This window comes from Desulfosoma profundi (genome assembly GCF_055387865.1).
The window spans coordinates 2819091-2839089 of sequence record NZ_AP042420.1 but is presented as its reverse complement, the minus strand read 5'-3'; the positions used below and the strand labels follow the sequence as shown (position 1 = coordinate 2839089).

The 19999-nt window shown below is 54.8% G+C and carries 16 protein-coding genes; all 16 read right to left on the bottom strand.

Annotated elements, in window-relative coordinates; genetic code table 11:
• Nucleotides 1-1233, bottom strand: coding sequence for a non-hydrolyzing UDP-N-acetylglucosamine 2-epimerase (gene wecB, locus ACZ5K9_RS12270; protein ID WP_464271621.1), 1233 nt, complete (start codon nucleotides 1231-1233; stop codon nucleotides 1-3).
• 57 nt (nucleotides 1234-1290) lie between these two features.
• Nucleotides 1291-2472, bottom strand: coding sequence for a DegT/DnrJ/EryC1/StrS family aminotransferase (locus ACZ5K9_RS12265; protein WP_464271620.1), 1182 nt, complete (start codon nucleotides 2470-2472; stop codon nucleotides 1291-1293).
• A gap of 55 nt (nucleotides 2473-2527) precedes the next feature.
• A complete protein-coding gene (locus ACZ5K9_RS12260) occupies nucleotides 2528-4129 on the bottom strand; it encodes a Gfo/Idh/MocA family oxidoreductase (RefSeq protein ID WP_464271619.1) in 1602 nt (533 codons plus the stop codon).
• 721 nt (nucleotides 4130-4850) lie between these two features.
• Nucleotides 4851-6098: a TIGR03087 family PEP-CTERM/XrtA system glycosyltransferase gene (locus ACZ5K9_RS12255; protein ID WP_464271618.1), complete on the bottom strand. Its 1248-nt coding sequence runs from the start codon at nucleotides 6096-6098 to the stop codon at nucleotides 4851-4853.
• A 36-nt stretch (nucleotides 6099-6134) separates the two neighbouring features.
• On the bottom strand, nucleotides 6135-7244 hold the full coding sequence (gene wecB, locus ACZ5K9_RS12250; protein ID WP_464271617.1) for a non-hydrolyzing UDP-N-acetylglucosamine 2-epimerase: 1110 nt from the start codon (nucleotides 7242-7244) through the stop codon (nucleotides 6135-6137).
• Nucleotides 7245-7359: 115 nt separating this feature from the next.
• Nucleotides 7360-8406 (bottom strand): FemAB family XrtA/PEP-CTERM system-associated protein, encoded by a 1047-nt coding sequence (locus tag ACZ5K9_RS12245; RefSeq protein ID WP_464271616.1) that lies wholly within the window; start codon nucleotides 8404-8406, stop codon nucleotides 7360-7362.
• 99 nt (nucleotides 8407-8505) lie between these two features.
• Nucleotides 8506-8874, bottom strand: a complete 369-nt coding sequence (locus tag ACZ5K9_RS12240) for a VanZ family protein (protein ID WP_464271615.1) — start codon at nucleotides 8872-8874, stop codon at nucleotides 8506-8508.
• A 443-nt stretch (nucleotides 8875-9317) separates the two neighbouring features.
• Nucleotides 9318-10643, bottom strand: coding sequence for an IS1380 family transposase (locus ACZ5K9_RS12235; protein ID WP_464271614.1), 1326 nt, complete (start codon nucleotides 10641-10643; stop codon nucleotides 9318-9320).
• A gap of 151 nt (nucleotides 10644-10794) precedes the next feature.
• Nucleotides 10795-11202, bottom strand: coding sequence for a four helix bundle protein (locus tag ACZ5K9_RS12230; RefSeq protein WP_464271613.1), 408 nt, complete (start codon nucleotides 11200-11202; stop codon nucleotides 10795-10797).
• A 132-nt stretch (nucleotides 11203-11334) separates the two neighbouring features.
• Nucleotides 11335-12045 carry an exosortase C-terminal domain/associated protein EpsI gene (locus ACZ5K9_RS12225; protein WP_464271612.1) on the bottom strand — a complete coding sequence of 237 codons (711 nt, stop codon included), beginning with the start codon at nucleotides 12043-12045 and terminating at the stop codon, nucleotides 11335-11337.
• Between the two features lie 84 nt (nucleotides 12046-12129).
• Complete coding sequence (locus ACZ5K9_RS12220) at nucleotides 12130-13500, bottom strand: outer membrane beta-barrel protein (protein WP_464271611.1); 1371 nt, start codon at nucleotides 13498-13500, stop codon at nucleotides 12130-12132.
• 96 nt (nucleotides 13501-13596) lie between these two features.
• Nucleotides 13597-14202: a polysaccharide biosynthesis/export family protein gene (locus ACZ5K9_RS12215; protein WP_464271610.1), complete on the bottom strand. Its 606-nt coding sequence runs from the start codon at nucleotides 14200-14202 to the stop codon at nucleotides 13597-13599.
• A gap of 111 nt (nucleotides 14203-14313) precedes the next feature.
• Entirely contained in the window at nucleotides 14314-15711 is a 1398-nt protein-coding gene (locus tag ACZ5K9_RS12210; protein WP_464271609.1) for a TIGR03013 family XrtA/PEP-CTERM system glycosyltransferase, read from the bottom strand.
• A 14-nt stretch (nucleotides 15712-15725) separates the two neighbouring features.
• Nucleotides 15726-16553 (bottom strand): polysaccharide biosynthesis tyrosine autokinase, encoded by an 828-nt coding sequence (locus ACZ5K9_RS12205; protein ID WP_464271608.1) that lies wholly within the window; start codon nucleotides 16551-16553, stop codon nucleotides 15726-15728.
• 216 nt (nucleotides 16554-16769) lie between these two features.
• On the bottom strand, nucleotides 16770-18341 hold the full coding sequence (locus ACZ5K9_RS12200) for a GNVR domain-containing protein (RefSeq protein ID WP_464271607.1): 1572 nt from the start codon (nucleotides 18339-18341) through the stop codon (nucleotides 16770-16772).
• Nucleotides 18325-19800 carry a sigma-54 interaction domain-containing protein gene (locus tag ACZ5K9_RS12195; protein ID WP_464271606.1) on the bottom strand — a complete coding sequence of 492 codons (1476 nt, stop codon included), beginning with the start codon at nucleotides 19798-19800 and terminating at the stop codon, nucleotides 18325-18327. Before ACZ5K9_RS12195 ends, ACZ5K9_RS12200 begins: the two co-directional genes overlap by 17 nt.
• Between the last annotated feature and the right edge of the window lie 199 nt (nucleotides 19801-19999).

The window sequence follows — 19999 nt, the reverse complement described above, 5'->3', positions numbered from 1 at the left end:
TTAGTTTCCTGGCGTGAGGAGATCCGCGATGATAGCAACAATTTCCTCCGAAGCATGCCCCGTGCCGTAGGGATTGGTGTCCTTGTGCTGCTGTGATGGATCGCGTGGAAAGGGTGGGAGCGTCTTGGACCACTGTAGGACAAGTTCAAAAGCTTCCAGAATTTTTTGGGGCTCGCTTCCCGCCAGATAATTCCACCCCAATGTCACTGTTTCAACCCACTCCGTTTCGTCGCGAAGCGTAATGCAAGGAACTTTGCACAAAAAGGCTTCTTTTTGCACCCCGCCTGAATCAGTGAGTATGGCGAAGGCATGTTTTTCTAACTGTAACATATCCAGATAGGCTAGAGGTTCCACGGCCCTTATGGACGGCAATGAATGGCGGCTGGGGTTAAGAATTGAATACTTCATTTTGGAAAGTCTTTTACGCGTTCTCGGATGTACGGGAAACACGACCGTAAAGCCCTTTTCGGCAATCTTTTCCACCGCGTCCAAAATCAGGCTCAACTTGGAGGCGTCGTCCACGTTTTCCGCGCGATGGATTGTCAGGAGAACATATCTCCCATGCTCAGGGCCCTTTCCCAAAGCCAGCCGTTCCATGACTCGGGATTTCTGAGAGGCAGTCCTTTGATGAAAAAGGATCGAATCCGCCATGACGTCACCGACCCGAACCACCCGTCGAATCTGAAAAAGATCGCGCCGAGCCCCTTGGAATCCTGAACCGTCGTCGACGATGCCTTCCCGTCGGAGGTTTTCCACAGCCGCCTCCGTTGGGCAAAAAAGGATCTGACTCAACTCATCCGCAACCACTCGGTTCACTTCTTCCGCCATCTTTCTGTTATAGCTTCTCAGGCCGGCTTCCACATGGGCCACCGGGATATGCAGTTTTGCTGCTGCAAGAACACCTGCCAAGGTGGAATTGGTATCCCCATAGACGATCACAAGGTCGGGCTCTTCCTGCAGAAGAACATTCTCGATGGCTGCGATCATCAGACCCGTCTGGCGCCCATGGGAATCGGATCCCACACCGAGGTTGTAATTGGGTTCAGGGATCTGTAATTCTTCAAAAAAAACCGAAGACATGTTGTAATCGTAATGTTGTCCCGTATGCACCAAAACGTCCTCGAGACGACGGGATGCAGGAACAGATTGATTCCATCTTTCCAAAGCTCGTCGGACAGCCCCGGCCTTGATAAACTGAGGGCGCGCCCCGACGATACTCAAGAGTTTGGTCATCGCGCAGTCTTTCTCCCGTATGGGGCCCAGCTGATCGTCATGATCAAAGAATGCCGCTCATGCGAAAACCGACAAAACGGTATCCACAATCCGGCCCACCTGGCCATCCGTCAAATAAGGATGCATGGGAAGACTCAAGGCACAATTGGACAGCTGCTCAGATACAGGAAAATCTCCTCTCTTGTAACCCAAGGGGGCGAAAGCGCTCTGAAGGTGCAAAGGTTTCGGGTAATAAACAGCACTGGGAATACCCTGGTCTTGCAGAGCCTTTTGGATTTCGGGTCTTCGGTCGGAAACGATGGTGTACTGCGCCCAGGCGCTCTGATACCCTTGGGGAATCCAAGGAGTTTGGACCACGTGTTTCAGACGCTCCGTGTAATGTTCGGCTATACGCTGCCTTTGGACGAGTTCTTGGGGAAATATCTCCAGCTTCTCGAGAAGAATCGCCGCCTGTATAGTATCCAGCCGCCCGTTCAGTCCAATGCGCACATTGTCATATTTATGCGTGCCTTTTCCGTGGACCCGGATGGATCGGATAGTTTTCGCAAGCTCATCATCATCGGTGAAAACTGCTCCCCCATCGCCATAACACCCCAGGGGTTTGGCCGGGAAAAAGCTTGTGGCCGCCACTTCGGCAAGAGCGCAGGTTTTTTTTCCGTTTCGATAAACGCCGCCGAAACTCTGAGCGGCATCTTCAAGGACGAAAAGACCGTGATCCTTGGCCACACGATTCAGAGCGTCATAATCGGCAGCAAGGCCAAAGAGATCAACGGGAATGATCCCTTTAGGGCGAAGACCTTCCCGAGTGGCATTTGCGGGCAGAGGATACAGACTTGTATTCCCGGTCTCAAGCGCCTTTAAGGCTTTTTCCAGGGCCGACGGATCCATGTTGAAGGTTTGAGGATCCACATCTACAAAAACCGGCGTGGCACCCAGGAGGGCGATCACTTCAGCCGTGGCGATGAACGTGAACGGTGTGGTCAATACAGCGTCTCCCGTTCCAATGCCGAAAGCCATTAAGGGCATGAGTAAAGCATCAGTGCCGCTGGAGCACGTTATCGCATGCCGTACCCCCGCAAAATCTGCGAGTCGCTGCTCCAACTCGCCAACTTCCGGGCCCATGATAAATATTCCGTGCTCCAATACCGCCTCGATACGCTTTGTCAATCTGTCCCCCAACACGCGGCGCTGGGCCTTCAGATCCACCAAGACAATGCTCTCTATGTCACGACCTTCCACACAGTCCTCCTTGTTCGCTGGCCGCCTTGCCGGAGTTCCCTTGGACCCGTAACAATCAACACGGCGAAACGCGGTTCGGGGCTTCCAGTCTGTAGAGTGTTCCGCACTCCGTGCACTGGGCCTGGTTATCCGTAAATCGAATCCTAACGCCGCAGCGGCACATCCACCCTGCATGTCTGGCCGGGTTGCCAACCACCAGTGCATGGTCTGGCACATCGCGCGTGACCACCGCCCCCGCCCCCACGAAGGCATAGGCACCGATGGTCACGCCGCACACAATAGTACAATTGGCACCAAGCGTTGCCCCCTTTTTGACCAAAGTGGGACGAAGCTCAGCCATGCGCGATATTTCCGAACGCGGATTGTACACGTTGGTAAACGTCATGGACGGACCGCAGAAAACATAATCCTCCAGCGTGACCCCTTCGTAGACAGAGACGTTATTTTGGATCTTGCATCCATCCCCAACGGAAACGCGGGGCCCTATCATCACATTCTGCCCGATACGACAGTTTTTCCCTATGCGCGACCCCTTGAGGATGTGAGAAAAATGCCAGACCTGCGTCCCTGGGGCAATGAACACATCTTCATCCACATAGGCCGATTCGTGGATCTGCACCCCGGGATAGCCCGCGCGTTCTTGTCTCTCCAATAATGCCCCCGCACGTTGTCCGCCGCGCATGGCAATCGTGCAGCCGCCGCTGTCGAGCAATTCCTGACATGCCGTAAGGATTTTCAAAACCCTCAACCCTTCATGGCCGTCGGTTCGCGGATTTTTGCCCTCGCGGATACATTCCACAAAGTGGCTGCACTCATTTTTCAATGGTTCTGCGGCTCCCGTCGGAATAACCTCTCCCTGTGCTTTTGATGCTACAGGAATCCGGTTTTTCCACTGGATTTCATGGGGATAGACCAGCAGTTTCTCGTCCGAGGTATCGTTGAAAACTGCCATCCGGCGGTCGCCTATCACCACCAATTTCTGTTCCTTGAACGGATGCAGCCAACTGACGAAAATGTGCGCTCTAACACCGCTGGGAAAATGGAAATACGTGAGCGTCGTATCGGCAATATTTTGCTGAAGATAGCTGGCTCCATGGGCACTAAGGCTATCGGGCTGTTCATTGAGGAGCATAAGGATGGTTGAAATATCGTGTGGAGCGAAACTCCACAATATGTTTTCTTCTGTTCTGATTTTCCCAATATTTAACCTATTTGAGTAAACATAAAGAATTTTACCTAAATGTCCATCAACTATTAACTCCTTGAGCTTTTGAACCGCTGGATGATATTGAAGTATGTGTCCTACCATTAAGACACGATTTTTACGTTGCGCCAAATTGACTAACTCTTCCCCCTCGCTGACGCTGAGCGACAAGGGTTTTTCCACGAGGACATGTTTATTCATTAAAAGAGCAGTTTTGACCATACCATAGTGCATTGCCGCTGGGGTGGCCACAACCACAGCGTCCACATTTTCATCCGCGAGAACGGATTCGTAATCGGTCAGGAAGGGAATATTCGGGTAATCCTTGGAAAAACCTGCCATAAGAAATTCATTTCTGTCGCAAATGGCGTAAAGATGACCCAGTTCATAGAAGTTACGGACAAGGTTTTTACCCCAATAACCAGCGCCGACAACAACCACACGCGGGAACATAGATCGATATCTCCTTTCGGTTTGAAGAATTCATGGGGTGATGGTCTGGGTGATGAAATGTCTTTTGGCATCCCTTGGCACCACAGGGACAGGTGGTCCACTCCGTGGCAGCCTCATGTTTCCGGCGCCCGGGTCAGCCGGTAACGAAGTGATCCTTCCGAGGTGGTCCCGTGATCCACCGCCGCATCTTCCTATAAGTCTCGCATTTCGTAAACCATGGGAGGGCCCAACCTTCGGCCTGCTCGCAGCGCCGCCACGGCGTTAAGGACGGGGAGTACGTGTGAAGGAGATGGGGACGTTCAACTGTGGCCACGCTCATGATGCGGCACTCCTCGCGTCGGATTTGCAAAAATTCTCGAACGAATCGTGAACCGGTGCCGGTGAACGGGGGGTCCAAAACCGTGCGGGGAGAAGACCGAGGGGCGTAAGAAGGGGGCACCACATCGATTTCTTTCTATGGCAGCTGAGCGATAGCAGAACACTGCCTGAATGACCTCCTTTTCCACCAAAGGCATCTTCTAACGTGCCTTATGCCTGGATGATGTCCCCACTACAGACTACCAACTCGCCGCGCCTGGTCGCGAAACATATTGGCATTACGAACATATATTGGCTATAATGCGGTAGGCTGTGACCGAGGATGTGAAAGTGTTCTTCATGACACCTGAATATCCCAAAAACAGAAAGAACTCGGCAAACTTCCCCCAATGCCTCAGCGGTTTCACGAACTTGCCGCACAAGAGCCCAACGGCATGGACAACAGACATTCCAATTTGGCCATTTGATGATCCCATCGGTGATGCCGCAGCACGTATTCTCTAGCGTTCCGTTCCAGTCGACGGCGCTCTTCCACATCTTCCATAAGGTGGATCAGGGACTGGGCGAAAGCTTCCGCCCCTGCGGCGCAGAGAACATCCCGACCGGGAACCGTTTCCAAGCCTTCCAGGGCCTGAGGCGTGGCCACCACCGCCTTGGCCATGGCCATGGCTTCCAACACCTTGTTCTGGACGCCGCGAGCGAGCCGAAGCGGGGCCACCGTGCATACGGCTTCGGAGAGATACGGGCGGACATCGGGCACAAAACCCGTTACATGAATCCCGGCAGACCCGTGCAGACGGCGGATCTTCGCATGGGGCCGGCTTCCCACCACCGTAAATCCCACGTAAGGGAAGACCTTTCGCACCTGAGGCCAAACCTCCTCCGCGAACCACAGCACGCCGTCCACGTTGGCCTGATAGTCCATGGCCCCGACAAAAACTACACTAGTCCGAGCCTCTTTTAGATCCAGCTTGTCCCCGTTTACTGGACAAAAATAGTCCGTCGCCACTCCGTTGCCCACGACGAAAGGGCGCTTTGCGCTTGAAGACCTCTCCAAGAATAACTCCGCCTCTTTTTCAGAAATGAACACGGAGGCGTCAAAGGCCTCATGGACCTTGCGTTCATAGGCCAAGAGCCGGCGCGATTCCACCTGGTAAATCCAACGCAGCGGCGCCGAGGAACGATGCGCATACTGGGCCCACTTGTCCGAATCCAGGTCGCAAAAATCCATAATCTTTCGAACGGTGCGGCCGAAACCCCACAACATCTTCTTGCGCCGGCTCGAAAAGAGATATTGAGCCATGGGCGAGGAAAAGCAAAACACGGCATCGTAGTGCCGGCTTCCCAGGTGCTCGTCGACCCAACGTTGAAGACGCAGGCTATAGAAATACGAAACACTCAACGGCAAAGACCCGGGAAGATGGAAGAGGCTCCTCCAGCGGGCCTTCCACGGTGTCAACGGCACCACCTGAACTGAACGGCACCACCTGCGGAGGGTATCCGCATACCTCAGGTCCTGTGGATCATCGCACAGGCAGCCCAGATCCACATGGTGGCGGTCCGCCAGGTAACGCACCTGATGGTAGGAGCGGATCTTATCCCCTTTGTTGGGCGGATACGGGATGCGATGGGCCAGATAGAGGATCTTCATGATCACGCCGGGGGGAAAGCCCGTGGGCGGCTCATATTAGATGTCTTGCAGCAGAGCGTCCACGACGCGCTCCGCCGTACGGCCATCCCACAGCTCAGGCACACGACCAAAGCGCGCCGGGCCGCTCAAAACAGCCTCCATATCCGCCCAGAGGCGTGTCACATCCGTTAATCGGTTGCTTCCTTCGGTGAGGGTCACGGGCCGTTCCGTATTGGGCCGCAAGGTCAGACAAGGGGTCCGGAAAAAAGTTGTCTCTTCCTGTAAGCCTCCCGAATCGGTGAGGACAAACCGAGCGTTTTCAGCGAGGCAGAGGCTGTCGAGGTAGCCTATGGGATCCGTGATGTGGAGGGCGGGAGCATTTTGCACGCTGATGCCAAATGTATCCAAGTTCTTTCGCGTTCTCGGATGAATGGGAAACACCACGGGCAGACGCCTGGAAAGTTTGGCGAGTTCCTCCATGATCTTGGACAGGGTCTCTGGATGATCCACATTGGAGGGACGATGCAAAGTCACATAGACAAAACCACCCGGCTTCACATTCCAACGCATGTAAGTCCGCCGGTCCTGCGCCTGAGCGCGATTGGCCACGAGGGTATCGATCATGATGTTGCCCACCCGCCGAATCCTCTCTGCAGGAATTCCCTCCCTCAGAAGGTTTTGATCCGCGTCCGCGGACGGCGTCAGGAGAAGATCGGCTAGGGCATCGGTCACAAGGCGGTTGATTTCCTCCGGCATGGTCCGATCAAAGCTTCGAAGGCCGGCTTCCACATGGGCCACGCGGATGCCCAGCTTCGCCGCCACCAAGCTGCAGGCCATGGTGGAATTCACATCCCCCACCACCACAACCCAGTCCGGCCGAAGCCTTTCACACACTCCTTCAAACCGCTCCATAATGGCCGCGGTTTGACGGCCATGGGATCCGGAACCAACTTCCAGATTGATATCAGGTTCGGGAATGCCCAATTCTCGGAAAAAGACTTCTGACATCATCACGTCATAATGCTGGCCCGTGTGCACCAAAACCGGCGACGCGGCCCCGTTATCCTTCCCTAAAGAAGCATTGCGCCGAGCCAAGGCCTTCATGAGAGGTGCGACTTTCATAAAATTGGGCCGGGCGCCGGCGATGAGTGCGATTTTCATCCCCATGGGGAAACAACCTCCCAAAAAAACGCGTTCAACAAAAAAAGCCGCTTCTTAAAACGACTCCTTCACCCGTTTCCACTGCGCTTTGTGCTTTTCGGATAACCTTTCACAGCCCCATTTATGCCAAAAAACGGGCCACAGGGGGACCTGCCAGCCGTGCCAGCCACGAAGGAAGGCGACGCCACAGTTCAATTTGTCGCTGGTATTTCGGGTTCGCCGGGCTCACGTCCGGAATCTCATCATTTCGTAAGAGGAGGTATTGGTAAGGCAGCGCCTTAGGTTCAAAGCCCCAGTGGATCTTGAAAGCGTAAGAGCCGGTTCCCAGCTTGCTGCGCCCGAAATCAAACCAACGGTACCCTCTTGTGCAAGCTGAGCGCATAAGGTCAAAATACATGAAATCGTTGGGTGCCAGGTGTCGATATTCCACAAGGGAACCGGCATAGTAGGGCATGACCACGTCCCTGAAGTAGAAACTGAGCACGCCGGCAATGGGAAAGCCTTCCTGAGTATAAATGATTCGTATCTCCGAGGCGCCGTGAAATACCTCCACAAGCGTTCGAAAATAACGGTACGAAAAGATGGGCGTTCCCAAACGGTGAAAATTTGTGGCCAGGATCTCGTAAAAGGTCGAAAGGAGGTGCCGTCCCGTGCTGGAAAAAAGGCCCGCTTTCATCCCCACACGGACCATGCGCCGAGATTTTCTGGGAATGGCGTTTAAATTCCTTTCGGGATCCGCCGCCATTTCCTTGCGAAAGGTCACGTAGCGTTCTTTGACCGGCAGGCCCTCCATGGGTTTTTGGTTTCGAAGTTCCACGTAATCAAGACGGGCCTCGACGGTGTAAGCCCGAGCCGCTTCAATCAACGCCCGCGCGACCTCCTCGCTATCGGCAAGCGGCCCTCCTTTTTCGGCAAAAGGAACCGAGCACAGATAACGGCCGAAAAGAGGGCTTTTGAGCACAAAACTCGGGAAGACGCCCACAAGCCGAGGCGGGCCGAAGATCCCCTTCACCTTTTCTGCCAGGAAATAGACAGGGCAGTGCCCAAAGGCCCGTTCCACCACCTCTTTCCAGGCCATGGAGTGAAAAGGCGACCCCTCGGGATGCCTCATGACATAGGCATCCCAGGCAGCGGCGTCCGAAGGATGCATTCGGCGGATTTTCCACATGGCTTTCTTAGACCTCGGCTATCGGCTCTCGAAGAACATCGACCCAAGGCCGGCGGCTGAAAAACTCAGGTGGCTCTTGTCACAGGCAGGCCTTAGGATTCAAAGGCCATGCGTTCCTCGAGTGACTATCCGCGAGTAAAGGAATATGGCGCCCGCAATGCCCACAGCGTTGTAAAGGAGGTCCCCTAGGCTGGCATAACGGCCCGGAACCCAAGCCTGAGCAGCCTCGAGAAGAACGCTGTAAAGCAACGAGCCTCCACCGACCCACGCACACAGAGCCACCGTGCTCGCCCCCTTCCCTGTGTCAAAAGTGCGAAGGCCAAGCAGCACCAACAAGGCGAAGCTCGGGACATGAAGAAAGTTCTGCAATCCAGGTGACAGATCCACAAGAAAGCGAGGAGTCACCGCGTCCGTATCCATGGGCAGCAGAGCGGCCAGCGTAAGGCCTCCCGCATAGAAAGCCAGCATAGCCGCCCAAAACCTTTTCCGGAGGGAGAGGGAGCGCTGGGGAACAGGGGTACAGGGAGATGGAGTCATTAAGTCATTAAGTCATTAAGTCATTAAGTCATTAAGTCATTAAGTCATTAAGTCATTAAGTCATTAAGTCATTAAGTCATTAAGTCATTAAGTCATTAAGTCATTAAGTCATTAAGTCATTAAGTCATTAAGTCAGTGAGTCATTAAGTCATTAAGTCATTAACCTGAATCAGTGAAGTGTGATTGGGTGGACTGACGAGCATGGATTCGGAACCCATTTTGGGGCTCATTGATGCCCTGATTCAGCCACTTTTTCGGGTCATCGCCTTTTCAAGGACTGAAAAGCTCTCATGACGATGCCATCTCAGACATTTTCGGACACTCTTCACCCCCTTATGGCCAGAGGAGCTTTCAGGCTTTTGCGGCGGCGATCCCTACGCTGGGCAAAATTTCAGATAAACACTCCGAAAAGCGTGAAAAGCGGGACAATGCCGACCAAACTGGAGCTTCAGCCGACGAGCGCTTCGGATCACGCGCGCTGCCATATAGATCAGCTCCTGGATCACGGTCTTTACGCGACGTCGCTTGGCCCGATGCCGTACGGGCGAAAAATGGCCCAGGAGCCCGTTTTGCCCCAGGATGCGCAAAATGTTGTAAGCCAGTCCGCCCAGGGTCAACACCAGCGCATTGGTGGCAAACTTTCCAGACGGCAATCGTTCCAAGTCCAGGTCGGACTTGATCTCACTGTGAAACTGCTCGCTCAGACCCCGCTTCTCGTACAACCCGATGACTTCATCTTCAGGGACGGAAAGCGACGTCCACCAACCCTCCAGCTTGATATCAGGCCGGATCAAGATTTGTCCCTCGCTATCCCATATCCTCTCGGTGACCCGGATCACCAGCCGAAACCGATAGGTTCTCTTTTCATGGTGTCGCGTCACCCACGTGCTGAAGACCGCCACTTTCTTGCCGGGCCGGGGCTCACTCACACGGCCTTCCCTGAAGGCCCGATCACGCCAGGAAAGGACGTCGGCCCTGCGCGGATTCCATTGGATGATAAAGCTCAGCTTGGGGTGTCGGCGAAGCTCCACAAGCGTTTCCAGGGCATCATGAGCCGCGTCCGTTCGCACCAAAAGGGGCTTGCAGGTCACCTTGCGCGCATGCACCAACACCTTACGCAAAAAGTCAACAAATCCACTCTGAGAATGCTGAGACCCCGGGCGAAGCTCCAGGCCCACACACCATCCCTCCTGGCCAAGGTAGGCCCCGATCGGCGCATATCCGTCGTAGTCCTGGTACGTCCGCGAAACCCCTTCTTTCTTTGTGTCGGAATTGTCCAGGCAGAAAACATCCATGTCCAAAGGCACATGCCCCGTGGAAAGCGCCGTCACGGGAACCTGGGTCCTCTCAAGCAATTCTACGCTACTTGCGCCGACAAGACGTTCGAAAACTCTCGCGTGCTTGTCCAAACGTTGCCGCAAAGTTTCTTGCGAAGGGACCTTCTGAATGTCCAGAGCCTCTTTGAACCAGTCATCGCCGGCGACCTCTGCAGCGGCTTCAAAGTCACTCTTGCCCAGACACAGAAGCCCCAAGTAGGTCTTGACCACATCCGCGTGCGAGATCATCGGCCGTCCTGGAACTTCCTTTTCCAACTGCTCGCACAGGCTCGTGTAGCCGTTGATCAGATTCCCCACAAGGGCCAAGCCCGCGTGTCCGCTGTAGAAGGCCTTCGAAGATTGTTCGATCTCAATTTTCTTCATGAGTTCACCTGCCGGGTGAAAATGTGACAGGAGACCCTATAGCATAAATGAGATGTAAATCCAATGAGATATCTAAAGTAAAATAGTTTTATGCATAGGCGCTATTTCACGGATTAAGGTCATTAAGTCATTAAGTCATTAAGTCATTGAGTCACTGAGTCAGTCGGCGGTGGCGGTCAATGGATGCAATGTAGGCGTTCAGCACTTTGATGCATTCATAGGTTTCCGCCCTCAGGGCGTTAAAAGCATCCTCAGAGATATAACCTTGGTCTCGAGCGGTAATGAGATGGTCCACAAGCTCGAAAAGCGAGCCCCTCGCCTGCCGACAAAACTGTATATTTTCCTGGTAGTGAAATCGCCCAAATCCTTCTGCAATGTTTGCCGTTGCCGATATGGCGGCTCTGCGAATTTGTTTGGCTAAAACGTGTCTTTCTGCATGCGGAAAATTCTTTGAGACCTCGTAGATCTTTTTTCTCAAGTTTCTTGCAAGCTTCCAAACGTGGAGATCTTCGAAAGATTTTATAGAGGCTTTTGGTTCCTTCCGCCCCCCCTCATTCACTCTATCCCATCCCTCATCCAATGACTCAATGACTCAGTGACTCAATGACTCAATGACTCAATGACTCAATGACTCAATGACTCAATGACTCAATGACTCAATGACTCAATGACTCAATGACTCAATGACTTTTCACTCCGGCAGAAACGTATTCAATATGGGCACGACAACCCGTGCAAAATCCGTGGCCCTACTCATGGCCGCATCGACCTGGTGGTTCATCACGGGGACAATGATGCGCACAAAGGCGCCGTCGGTCCGGCGATGGATAAGGGAATCCAGGACGCGGTAAAGGCGTTCAGAGTATTCCGTCGGCATGATGCGGCCGCGCCCCTGATACCAGTAGAGGACGATCTGGTGTTCCGCCCCCTTTTGCATGAGCATCCGGCTCACCTTGATGGTCCGAGGATGCGGATTGGTGAACGTGACGGGAACCACTTGCAAATCGGCCACATCCCAGCCGGACCCGGGCATGCAATTCCTCGGAGAATGGTAAGTCTTGCCACCCCACGTGGTGGAAAAATAGCTGGCATAAAAATGTACGGTCGATCCGGGGCCGACGTACGATCGACTCACATAGTCGTCCACATTGAGCACGCGTACCACGTTTTCCGGGAGAATTTCGTCAGGGCCTGCCTGCCACGGCCCCACAATGCGAGGGAAATCACTCAAGGGCCGAGACAAAAGCAAAGGGTTCCCCTGGCCTACGGCACGGAGGAAGCCGGCGCAGATCAAAAACAGTGCACAGAGAAGCCACATGCGCCACGTGCCGGCCGTACCGCGGTCTTTTTTCCCCATGGTCAGGGGCGGCTCTGCCGTCGCGGGCGCTTGAGTGTCCGTCATTTTTTCATCCATCGTCTAGGGCCATGTGGAGGGTTTCAGGAGGAGTACTTAAAAGACGAGGTCGCTCAGGAACGCCTGTCGCCCCTATTTGAAGCGAATACCATGCTCCGGCACAAGGCTGACGCTCATCACCACCCGGTTTTCCCGATAATCTTTTTCGTTCTGGTTGGAATCCAGCTTTTGGTGCGAATAGGTCATGTTGAGGTAGAGCCAACGGAGCATGCGGTACCGAAGTCCTGCAGCCGCTGTGTACACGTTGTCATCCCGTTCGGGGTCCTCATCCAGATACTCGTTTCGGACCACAGACGCGGATCCAAAGGAATCCATGCGCTTGGTGAGGGCATAGTTGCCAGCGACCATGGCCTCATAGTACTGTGTAAAACCCAAGTTCTCCGCCCCACCGTAACTCTGCTCGTATCCCGTGCCGCCCGAAACCCGAATCGCCCCGCGGCGAAAACGCCACATCTTTCCGAGATCCCCTGAAACTGTAGGACCGCTGTCATTCGAACCGGTCTCATTGTTTTTGTAAAAAAATCCCACGCTCAGGCTTGCGAAGAAATCTTTGGACGGTTCCCAATCCACCCCCACAAAAGGCTCATACACCTGATAGTCCTTCATGTCGCCCGGAGTATCCGCCACCGTATGGCGATAGCCCACGAAACCGTTGAGATGTTCGGAAAACTCACGAAGAAACCGCATGTGCGCTTCATAGTCGTTGGTATAGTCCGTCTTGCCCGAATAGTCCCCCCGCTCATAACGCACCCCGGCATCCACCCCGTAATGATCCCTGAACCACCAGGTCACACCGAGGCTCGGGCTGTGCCGCCGGTTGTCTTCCACCTTCGGATCGTCGTTGTCCAAAACGCCGAAAAGGTAGGACGCCGTGAATCGATCCCGTTTCCCGAACCGATAGTCGGTGGCCACCGCTGTCGTGCTTTCCGTATAGGGTTCTCGGTTTCGGCGGATGGTCCGGTCAGGGCGTCGTTCCACAATGGGTTCTTGAATTTCCACAGGTGCGCCTGGCGTCTGTTCGGTCGTGACGGGCACGGTTCGAGTGCGTCGGAAAACGGGCTCTTCCAGGGTGTAGGGAAGTTCGGTGCGACGAAGGGTTTCGGAAGCTCTCAGGCGAAGTCCGCTCGTGACCTGGTTCCAGAAGTCGGCCGAGAGGTCCTGGCGGATTTCTGAGTTGTCCCGGTCTTTGGCGGCGTAGGCGAATCCCGGGCTGTAGGAGAGGCGTAAGCCTTTCGTTTTCCACAGCACGGAATAATCAATCCCCGGGCTCACCACGGTGGTCCATTCCTCACGCCGATCCGACGGGTCCAGGTCCACGTTGTCCGTGTACTCTTCACTGAGGGTCAGTCGCGGCACCAGCGTTTGAATAGATTCCGCCCACAGGGGTCCGCATAGAGCAGTCATCCCCACCAGCACCAGGGCAGCAACCCATGACTTTTTCATGCCGGGATCCTCCAAAGCCGGTCGTCGAAGCGGGCGCGGAACCAACGCCCCACACAGACCATAAAATCCCGGGGCCGTCAAGCCTCAGCCCAATGCCTAAGGAACGACCACGGTGTCTCCGGCTTGGATGAGGATATTTTGCTCGGAATTTTTCCCTTTGACGATTTCTTTGTAATTTACGGGGATGCGCCTTTCCTGCCCCCCCTCGCGTCTCAGGATGATGACCTTCTCCCTATCGGCCCATTCGGTAAAGCCGCCGGCCATGGCGAAAGCCTGCAAAACGGTGATGTCCGTCGTGAGTTCATATTCCCCGGGTTTGGCGATTTCCCCGATCATGTAGAATTTTTGGCTGGTGGCGGCCTTGAGGATGACCGTCACTTCGGGCTGTTCGATGAATTCGGAGAGGCGCTTCTGAATATCCTTCTTGACTTCCATGGGCGTGCGACCCGCCGCCTGCAGATCGTCCAGAAGAGGAAGGGAGATCATCCCGTCCATACGCACAAAAGTCTCGCGGCTCAGGACCGGTTCTTTCCACACGTGGATTTCCAACACATCCCCCTTGCCGATGCGATAGGTGCCCGCCTGCTCCGCTTTCATCCCCGTGGTGTGGGCTTTGTCTTGAGCCCGGAGTTCCCCGGCTCCCACAAGCCACACACACATGATCAGCACCATCCCTCCAAGGAGCTCTCTTCGGCGTTTCATGACTTTCATCTCCCCCTTTGTCTCGCCTTCCTGCGGACAGGCTCCGCCCAACTCGATTCCATCGATCTCGCCAACCCCTCGGCAACCAATCATGACGCAACGGTCGACGCTCTACCGTGCACCCTTTCCAAACAGCACAATCTGCACGGTCTTGAGCACGATGTAGAGGTCCATGAGAATGGAAAAGTTTTTGACGTAAAACAGGTCGTATTCCAGTTTCCTCAGGGCGTCTTCCTCGGACGCTCCGTAAGGGTAATTCACTTGAGCCCAGCCGGTGATGCCCGGTTTTACCGTGTGGCGCACTCCGTAGTATGGAAGGCGTTTGTTGAGGTTATGGACAAACTCAGGACGTTCCGGCCGCGGCCCCACAAAACTCATGTCCCCCCGCAGCACGTTCCAGAACTGGGGCACTTCATCCAGTCGGAGTTTGCGAAGCACGCGACCCACCCGCGTGATCCGGGGATCCTTTTCGCCGGCCCATACAGGACCGCTCAATTGCTCGGCATTCTGCACCATGGTGCGGAATTTGACAATGCCGAAGGGCTTGTCGTTCTGCCCGACCCGGGTCTGGATGTAGAAGACCGGGCCCGGGGAATCCGCCTTGACGGCCAGGGCGACCAAAGCCATGAGCGGGGCCGAGAGGACAAACCCCACGGCGGCAAAAGTAATGTCCAGGGTGCGCTTGACCACTCGGGTCCACCAGTGCCGGCGAAACCCATCGGAATAAATGAGCCAGCTCGGGAGCGTTCCTTCCACCAAGATTTTCCCGCTTAACGCCTCATAAAAAGTGACGCCGTCAAAAATGGGAATGCCCGCCATACGGCACCGAAGGAGTGCTTCGGCTGGAAATCTGCCGCGTTTTTCATCCAAGGCGACGATGATCTTGGACACCTTGCGTTCCAAAGCCCATTCGCACATGCCCTCGTAACCGTCCATGAAGGCCACGCGAAGCCTCTGCGCCAGATCGGCCGAACCGTCTCGATCCAAGATCGCTTCCACCTTGTAGCCCGAATCCAGGTTTTTGGCGATTTCCGAGCCGATGAGGCCGGCAAGGCGGCCGCTGCCGATGAGAAACACTTTTTCCGAGCCGATACCCTTAAGGCACATGTATTGGTAGCCGAACCGCCACGACACCAACACAAGCAGCAGCACAAAAAGGGCCAGAAAGAAGACACCCTGCTCCAGAATCAAGGGGGGATAGACAAAGTAGATGCCGGCCAAGATAATGCACGCCACCCCCGTCGCCTGGACGAGGTTCAAGCCTAGATCGAGGACGCGTTGGGGTTTCGAGACGGTGTAGAGATCATGGTAGTAAAGGCTGAGTTGAACGACGGCGGTAACCACCAGGACACGCACCCACGTGCTGTGACGGACGACATCCTGGGTGGCGTACGCGTCAGGATAGCGCAGGCTGAAACCCAGCCAAAGGGCGGTAAAGATGAGCAGGCCTTCCCCGAGGAAAAACATGAGGTTCCGAATGGGATAGTAGGTATGAAAGAATTTCAGCATGGCCGCCCCGGCTGTCACTCAGTGTTTTTCCGAGACCCGTACGCATATCCCTTATCGTAGCCATATTTGCGGTAACGTTGCATGATGGCGTCATCCCCGTTAAAAACCATCCCCAGGAGCTTGTCGCGACGGATTTTTTCCAGAGCCGCCTGGACGGAACGCCGCGGTGTCACGCCCCGGCGGACCACGAAAATGATGGCGTCCACTTCATTGGCAAGCACAAAGGTTTCCGGCGTCAATTCCAGGGGTGTGGAATCGAAGATAACAAAGCGGTCGGCGTATCGGTCCCGCACCTCCCGAATGAGGCGGCGCATGCGTTCCGACGTGAGAAGTTCTGCGGGCCGATAGGTGGAATTGCCTCCCGGAAGGATGGTCAGCTTGGGAAGGCTTGTCTTTCGAAGCAGTTGTTCCAAAGGGACTTGTTTGTCCAGGTGGGTGGACAGCCCATGGGTTACGTTGGTGAGGCCAAAGATACGATGAACCCTCGGCGCTCGCAGATCCGCGTCCACCAAAAGGACATATTCATCCAGCCCTTGGCTGATGGCCACGGCGAGGTTGGACGCGACGTAAGTTTTGCCTTCCCCCGAGAGGGCACTGGTTATCAAGATGGTGCGCGGAGGTTCGCCTTCGGCCGGGTGGACGACCAAGGATCGCAGATACCGAAAGGTTTCGCTGGCCTGGGATCCGGGCTTGTCCAAAACCACCAGCTCTCGACTGAACCCTTGCGGTAAAAGGTCCGATGGGGCAATCTCAGGGACTTGCTCCTCCGGGGGCGGTGGTGCTGCGGGAATCTCGGTTCGGCTTTTCTTCGCTCGTTCCAGAGCTTCGTAGATTTTTCCCATGCTCTTGCCCATTCTCGAAACGTCGGATGTGGAATCCGTCCGTCTTCTTGCATCATTAAGATCGGTCGGGAACCATAAAGTCTTAAAGGCTTTATGGAGACTGAACCTTCATGTCTGTGCTTTGGTCCTTTCTTCTGTCCCCACGCCGGCTGCGTTTCCTGTCTGCTCGGCCCGGAAAGTCCTCACCCGCGCCATTTTTCGAAACCGTACCAGAGGTCACGCCGCTCTGTTTTTCCTAAAAAAGGCAAAGCGCTTGCGGGCCGAGACGTCATTTTCCTTCATCAGGGGGAGGCTTACCAGGACCTTGCACCGCGTCACAGCTTCCACCTCTTCCTGAGAATAAAATCGAGGATCCAAGGCTTCCCGCACGTACGCCAGCCCGCCCCCCAGCCCCAGGCCCAAAGCCAGTGCCAACAGCAACACCTTTTTCGCATCCGGCTTGACGGGCTGCTCCGGCGGGACGGCCGGATCGATGACGCGGAATTGTTCCCCTTTCTGCCGCCTTTCCAGTTCTTCCGCCATTTGCGCGTCCAGTTTTTTTGCCAATAGACGAGCGTAGCGATCTTGGACCGTCTGATAGTCACGGACCAATTTGGTGAGTTCCAGTTCCACCTGCGGCGTTTTTTCCACACGCTCTTTGTAAAGAGCGATCTGTTCCTTCAAGGCGTCAATCTTTTTTTCGTAGTCGGCAACCCGGGCGTTGATTTGTTCGACCTGCATGGCCACCATGTCCTGGCCGAAGGAGAGTCCCATATTCATTGACTTTCCAGAGGTCTTCCCCGCCTCTTTTTGGGCTTCGGCCGCTTCCCTTTCCAGCTTGGCGATTTGTCTTTGGACAGCCACCACATCGGGATGACGCTCCGTATAGCGGGTCAAAAGTTCCTGGAGCTTTTGGCGCAATTCGTCGATTTCGCCGCCGCCCGAGTTCAATGAGGCATCCCCTTCCGTAAGGGACGAGAGGTCCGGCCCGCTTTGAGCCATCAACTGGCTCTGGGACTGAATCATCATCGCCTGCTGTTTTTCCATGGCGACGCGCTTTTCCATATCCGTGAGTTCTTCTTTAAGCTGGCTGAGAATATTGAGGTTGCTCTGCAACTGGTCCGGGAGCATGCCCATGTTTTCTTTTTTGAACTTTTCCAGAGCTTGTTCCCGAAGTTCCAGTTCCTTTCGAAGTCTCTGGGTTTCCGAATCCAAAAAAGCCGTGGTCCCCATGGCCATCTCTTCGCGAACCTTCAGGTTTTGCTCGATGAACTGGCTGGCAATGGCGTTGGCGACCGCCGCCGCGGTTTCCGCGTCATTCCATTGGAAAGAGATCTCGAAGGCGTTCCCTTCCCCCCGCACTTTGACTTCTATCTTTTTCCTCAAGTCCTCCACCAGCTCCAGCATGGGCACCTTAGGGCCCTCTTCCTCACCGGAAATCGGACGGCCCAGAATCCCATAGATGCGCTCTCGGAGGATTTTTCCCAAACTTCTCTCATGGAGGCGGGATTCGGGGTAGAGATTGAAATCTTTGATAATGCGTTCCAAATTTGTTCGGCTGTTGACTTGCTGGGAAATGGTCCTCAGTCGGCTCTGAACACTCTCGGTGACCGTCGGCTGCACGTAACTGGTGGGAATCCGTTGCGGTTCTACGAGGATCAGGGTGTTGGCCTGGTAGATCTTGGGGGCGATTTTGACGTACACGACAGCACAGATCAAAGAGAGGATCACAGGGACGCCAAGCCACCATTTGCGCCGAGCCAGCGCATCCACGTAAGGTTCGATGTTGACTTTAGGAAGTTGTACCATGTGGGTCGTCCTCTGCGGGCTCTGTGGGTTTATAGGAAGGTGCTTTGTGCATTTGTAAGGCACACATCTTGTTGTACAACGTGCGAGGGCTCACCCCCAAAAGCTGCGCCGCCTTCCGCTTATTGCCCCGGCTTTCTTTCAATGCTTCCAAGATAAGGCATCGTTCCACGTCGTCGGCCATCCGTCGCACCACGTCCTTGAAACAGGTGCGGCGAATGTCCTCCAGAATTTCCTCGGGATGGAACGCTTCCGGGTCCTCCTGGTTTGTGGCCTGCCTCTGCACCTTTTCTTGAAGGTCCCTTAGAATCTCGTCCTCGCTCCCGAGGGCCACGATGCTTTTCACGTAATTTTCCAATTCCCGCACGTTTCCCGGCCATTCATAAAGGCTCATAAGTCGGCGCAATTCCGAGGATAGCTTTGGAGTGGGGCATCCGTAAAGCGCGCTGTATTTGTTCAGAAAATGCTCCCGTAACGGACCCACGTCTTCCCGTCGATCGCGCAAAGCCGGAAGGTCAATTTGCACCACCTTGAGGCGAAAATACAGATCCATTCGGAAACGACCCCGATCGATCATGTCTTCCAACGGGGCGTTGGAAGCTGACAGGATGCGCACATCGGAGCGCACGTTTTCCAGGGCTCCTAAAGGGGCATATTCCCGTTCCTGAAGGACTTGAAGAAGCTTCGCCTGCATAGGAACGCTCATTTCCGAAATTTCATCGAGGAAAAGGCTTCCGCCGTGAGCCATATCAAATTTTCCTCGTTTATCCCCAAAAGCCCCTGTAAACGCCCCTTTTCGATACCCAAAGAGCTCGCTTTCCAAAAGGGTCGTTGGAATGGCCGAGCAATTGACTTCCACAAACGGGCCATGGCGCCGAGGGGAATTGTTGTGGATGGCGAGTGCGGCCACTCCTTTGCCCGTCCCCGTTTCACCGCGGATGAGGACACCCAAATCGGTTCGGCTTACCCGGAGGAGCGTCGCCCGCACCGTTCGCATCGCTTCCCCGATGCCTATGAGATAAGGGCCTTGCCACAACGCCCCGTCCTCCGCCGTAAGGCCGGCTTCTTGAAAAAAAACGCCGATGCGCCGCACAAACCCTTCCGTCTCCAAGGGTTTCAGGAAACACCAAGTGTTGCGCCCATTGGTCTTGGAAAGATCCGAAAGAATTTGGCGATTCTCGCTGACCACCGCCAGGGGAAACCCATCGAATGCGGACCACTCCAAGAGGGAGGTCGGTACCGACCCTTGGGTCTCTAGAACCACCAATGCGGGGCGCTCGGTTTCGAGAAAGGCGCCGGTCAAAGCCCCGGGAGAAACCAGTCGGCCCGACACACCCATTTGATCCACTAGGCTTTGCAGGAACCGGCCGTAATCCAGATTTGTCGAAGTGATGAGCACGGTATGTGCCATGCGCCTTGCCTGTGACATCTCCTGTTCGGTCCACGGGACACGAATCCTCACGTCCCCGATTCCTCAAGCACAACGCATGCCAGATGACCCTCACCGCCTTTTCTTCACGTAAATTCAGCATATTATATCCTCATTGTCATCAGTCCCACGTCGATTCCGCCCGAATTGTGCCATTTTCTTGCCGAGAATATGCAATGGAGTGCACACATCCCCCGGCCACTCACCCCCCCGCCTACTCCACCTAGGCGAC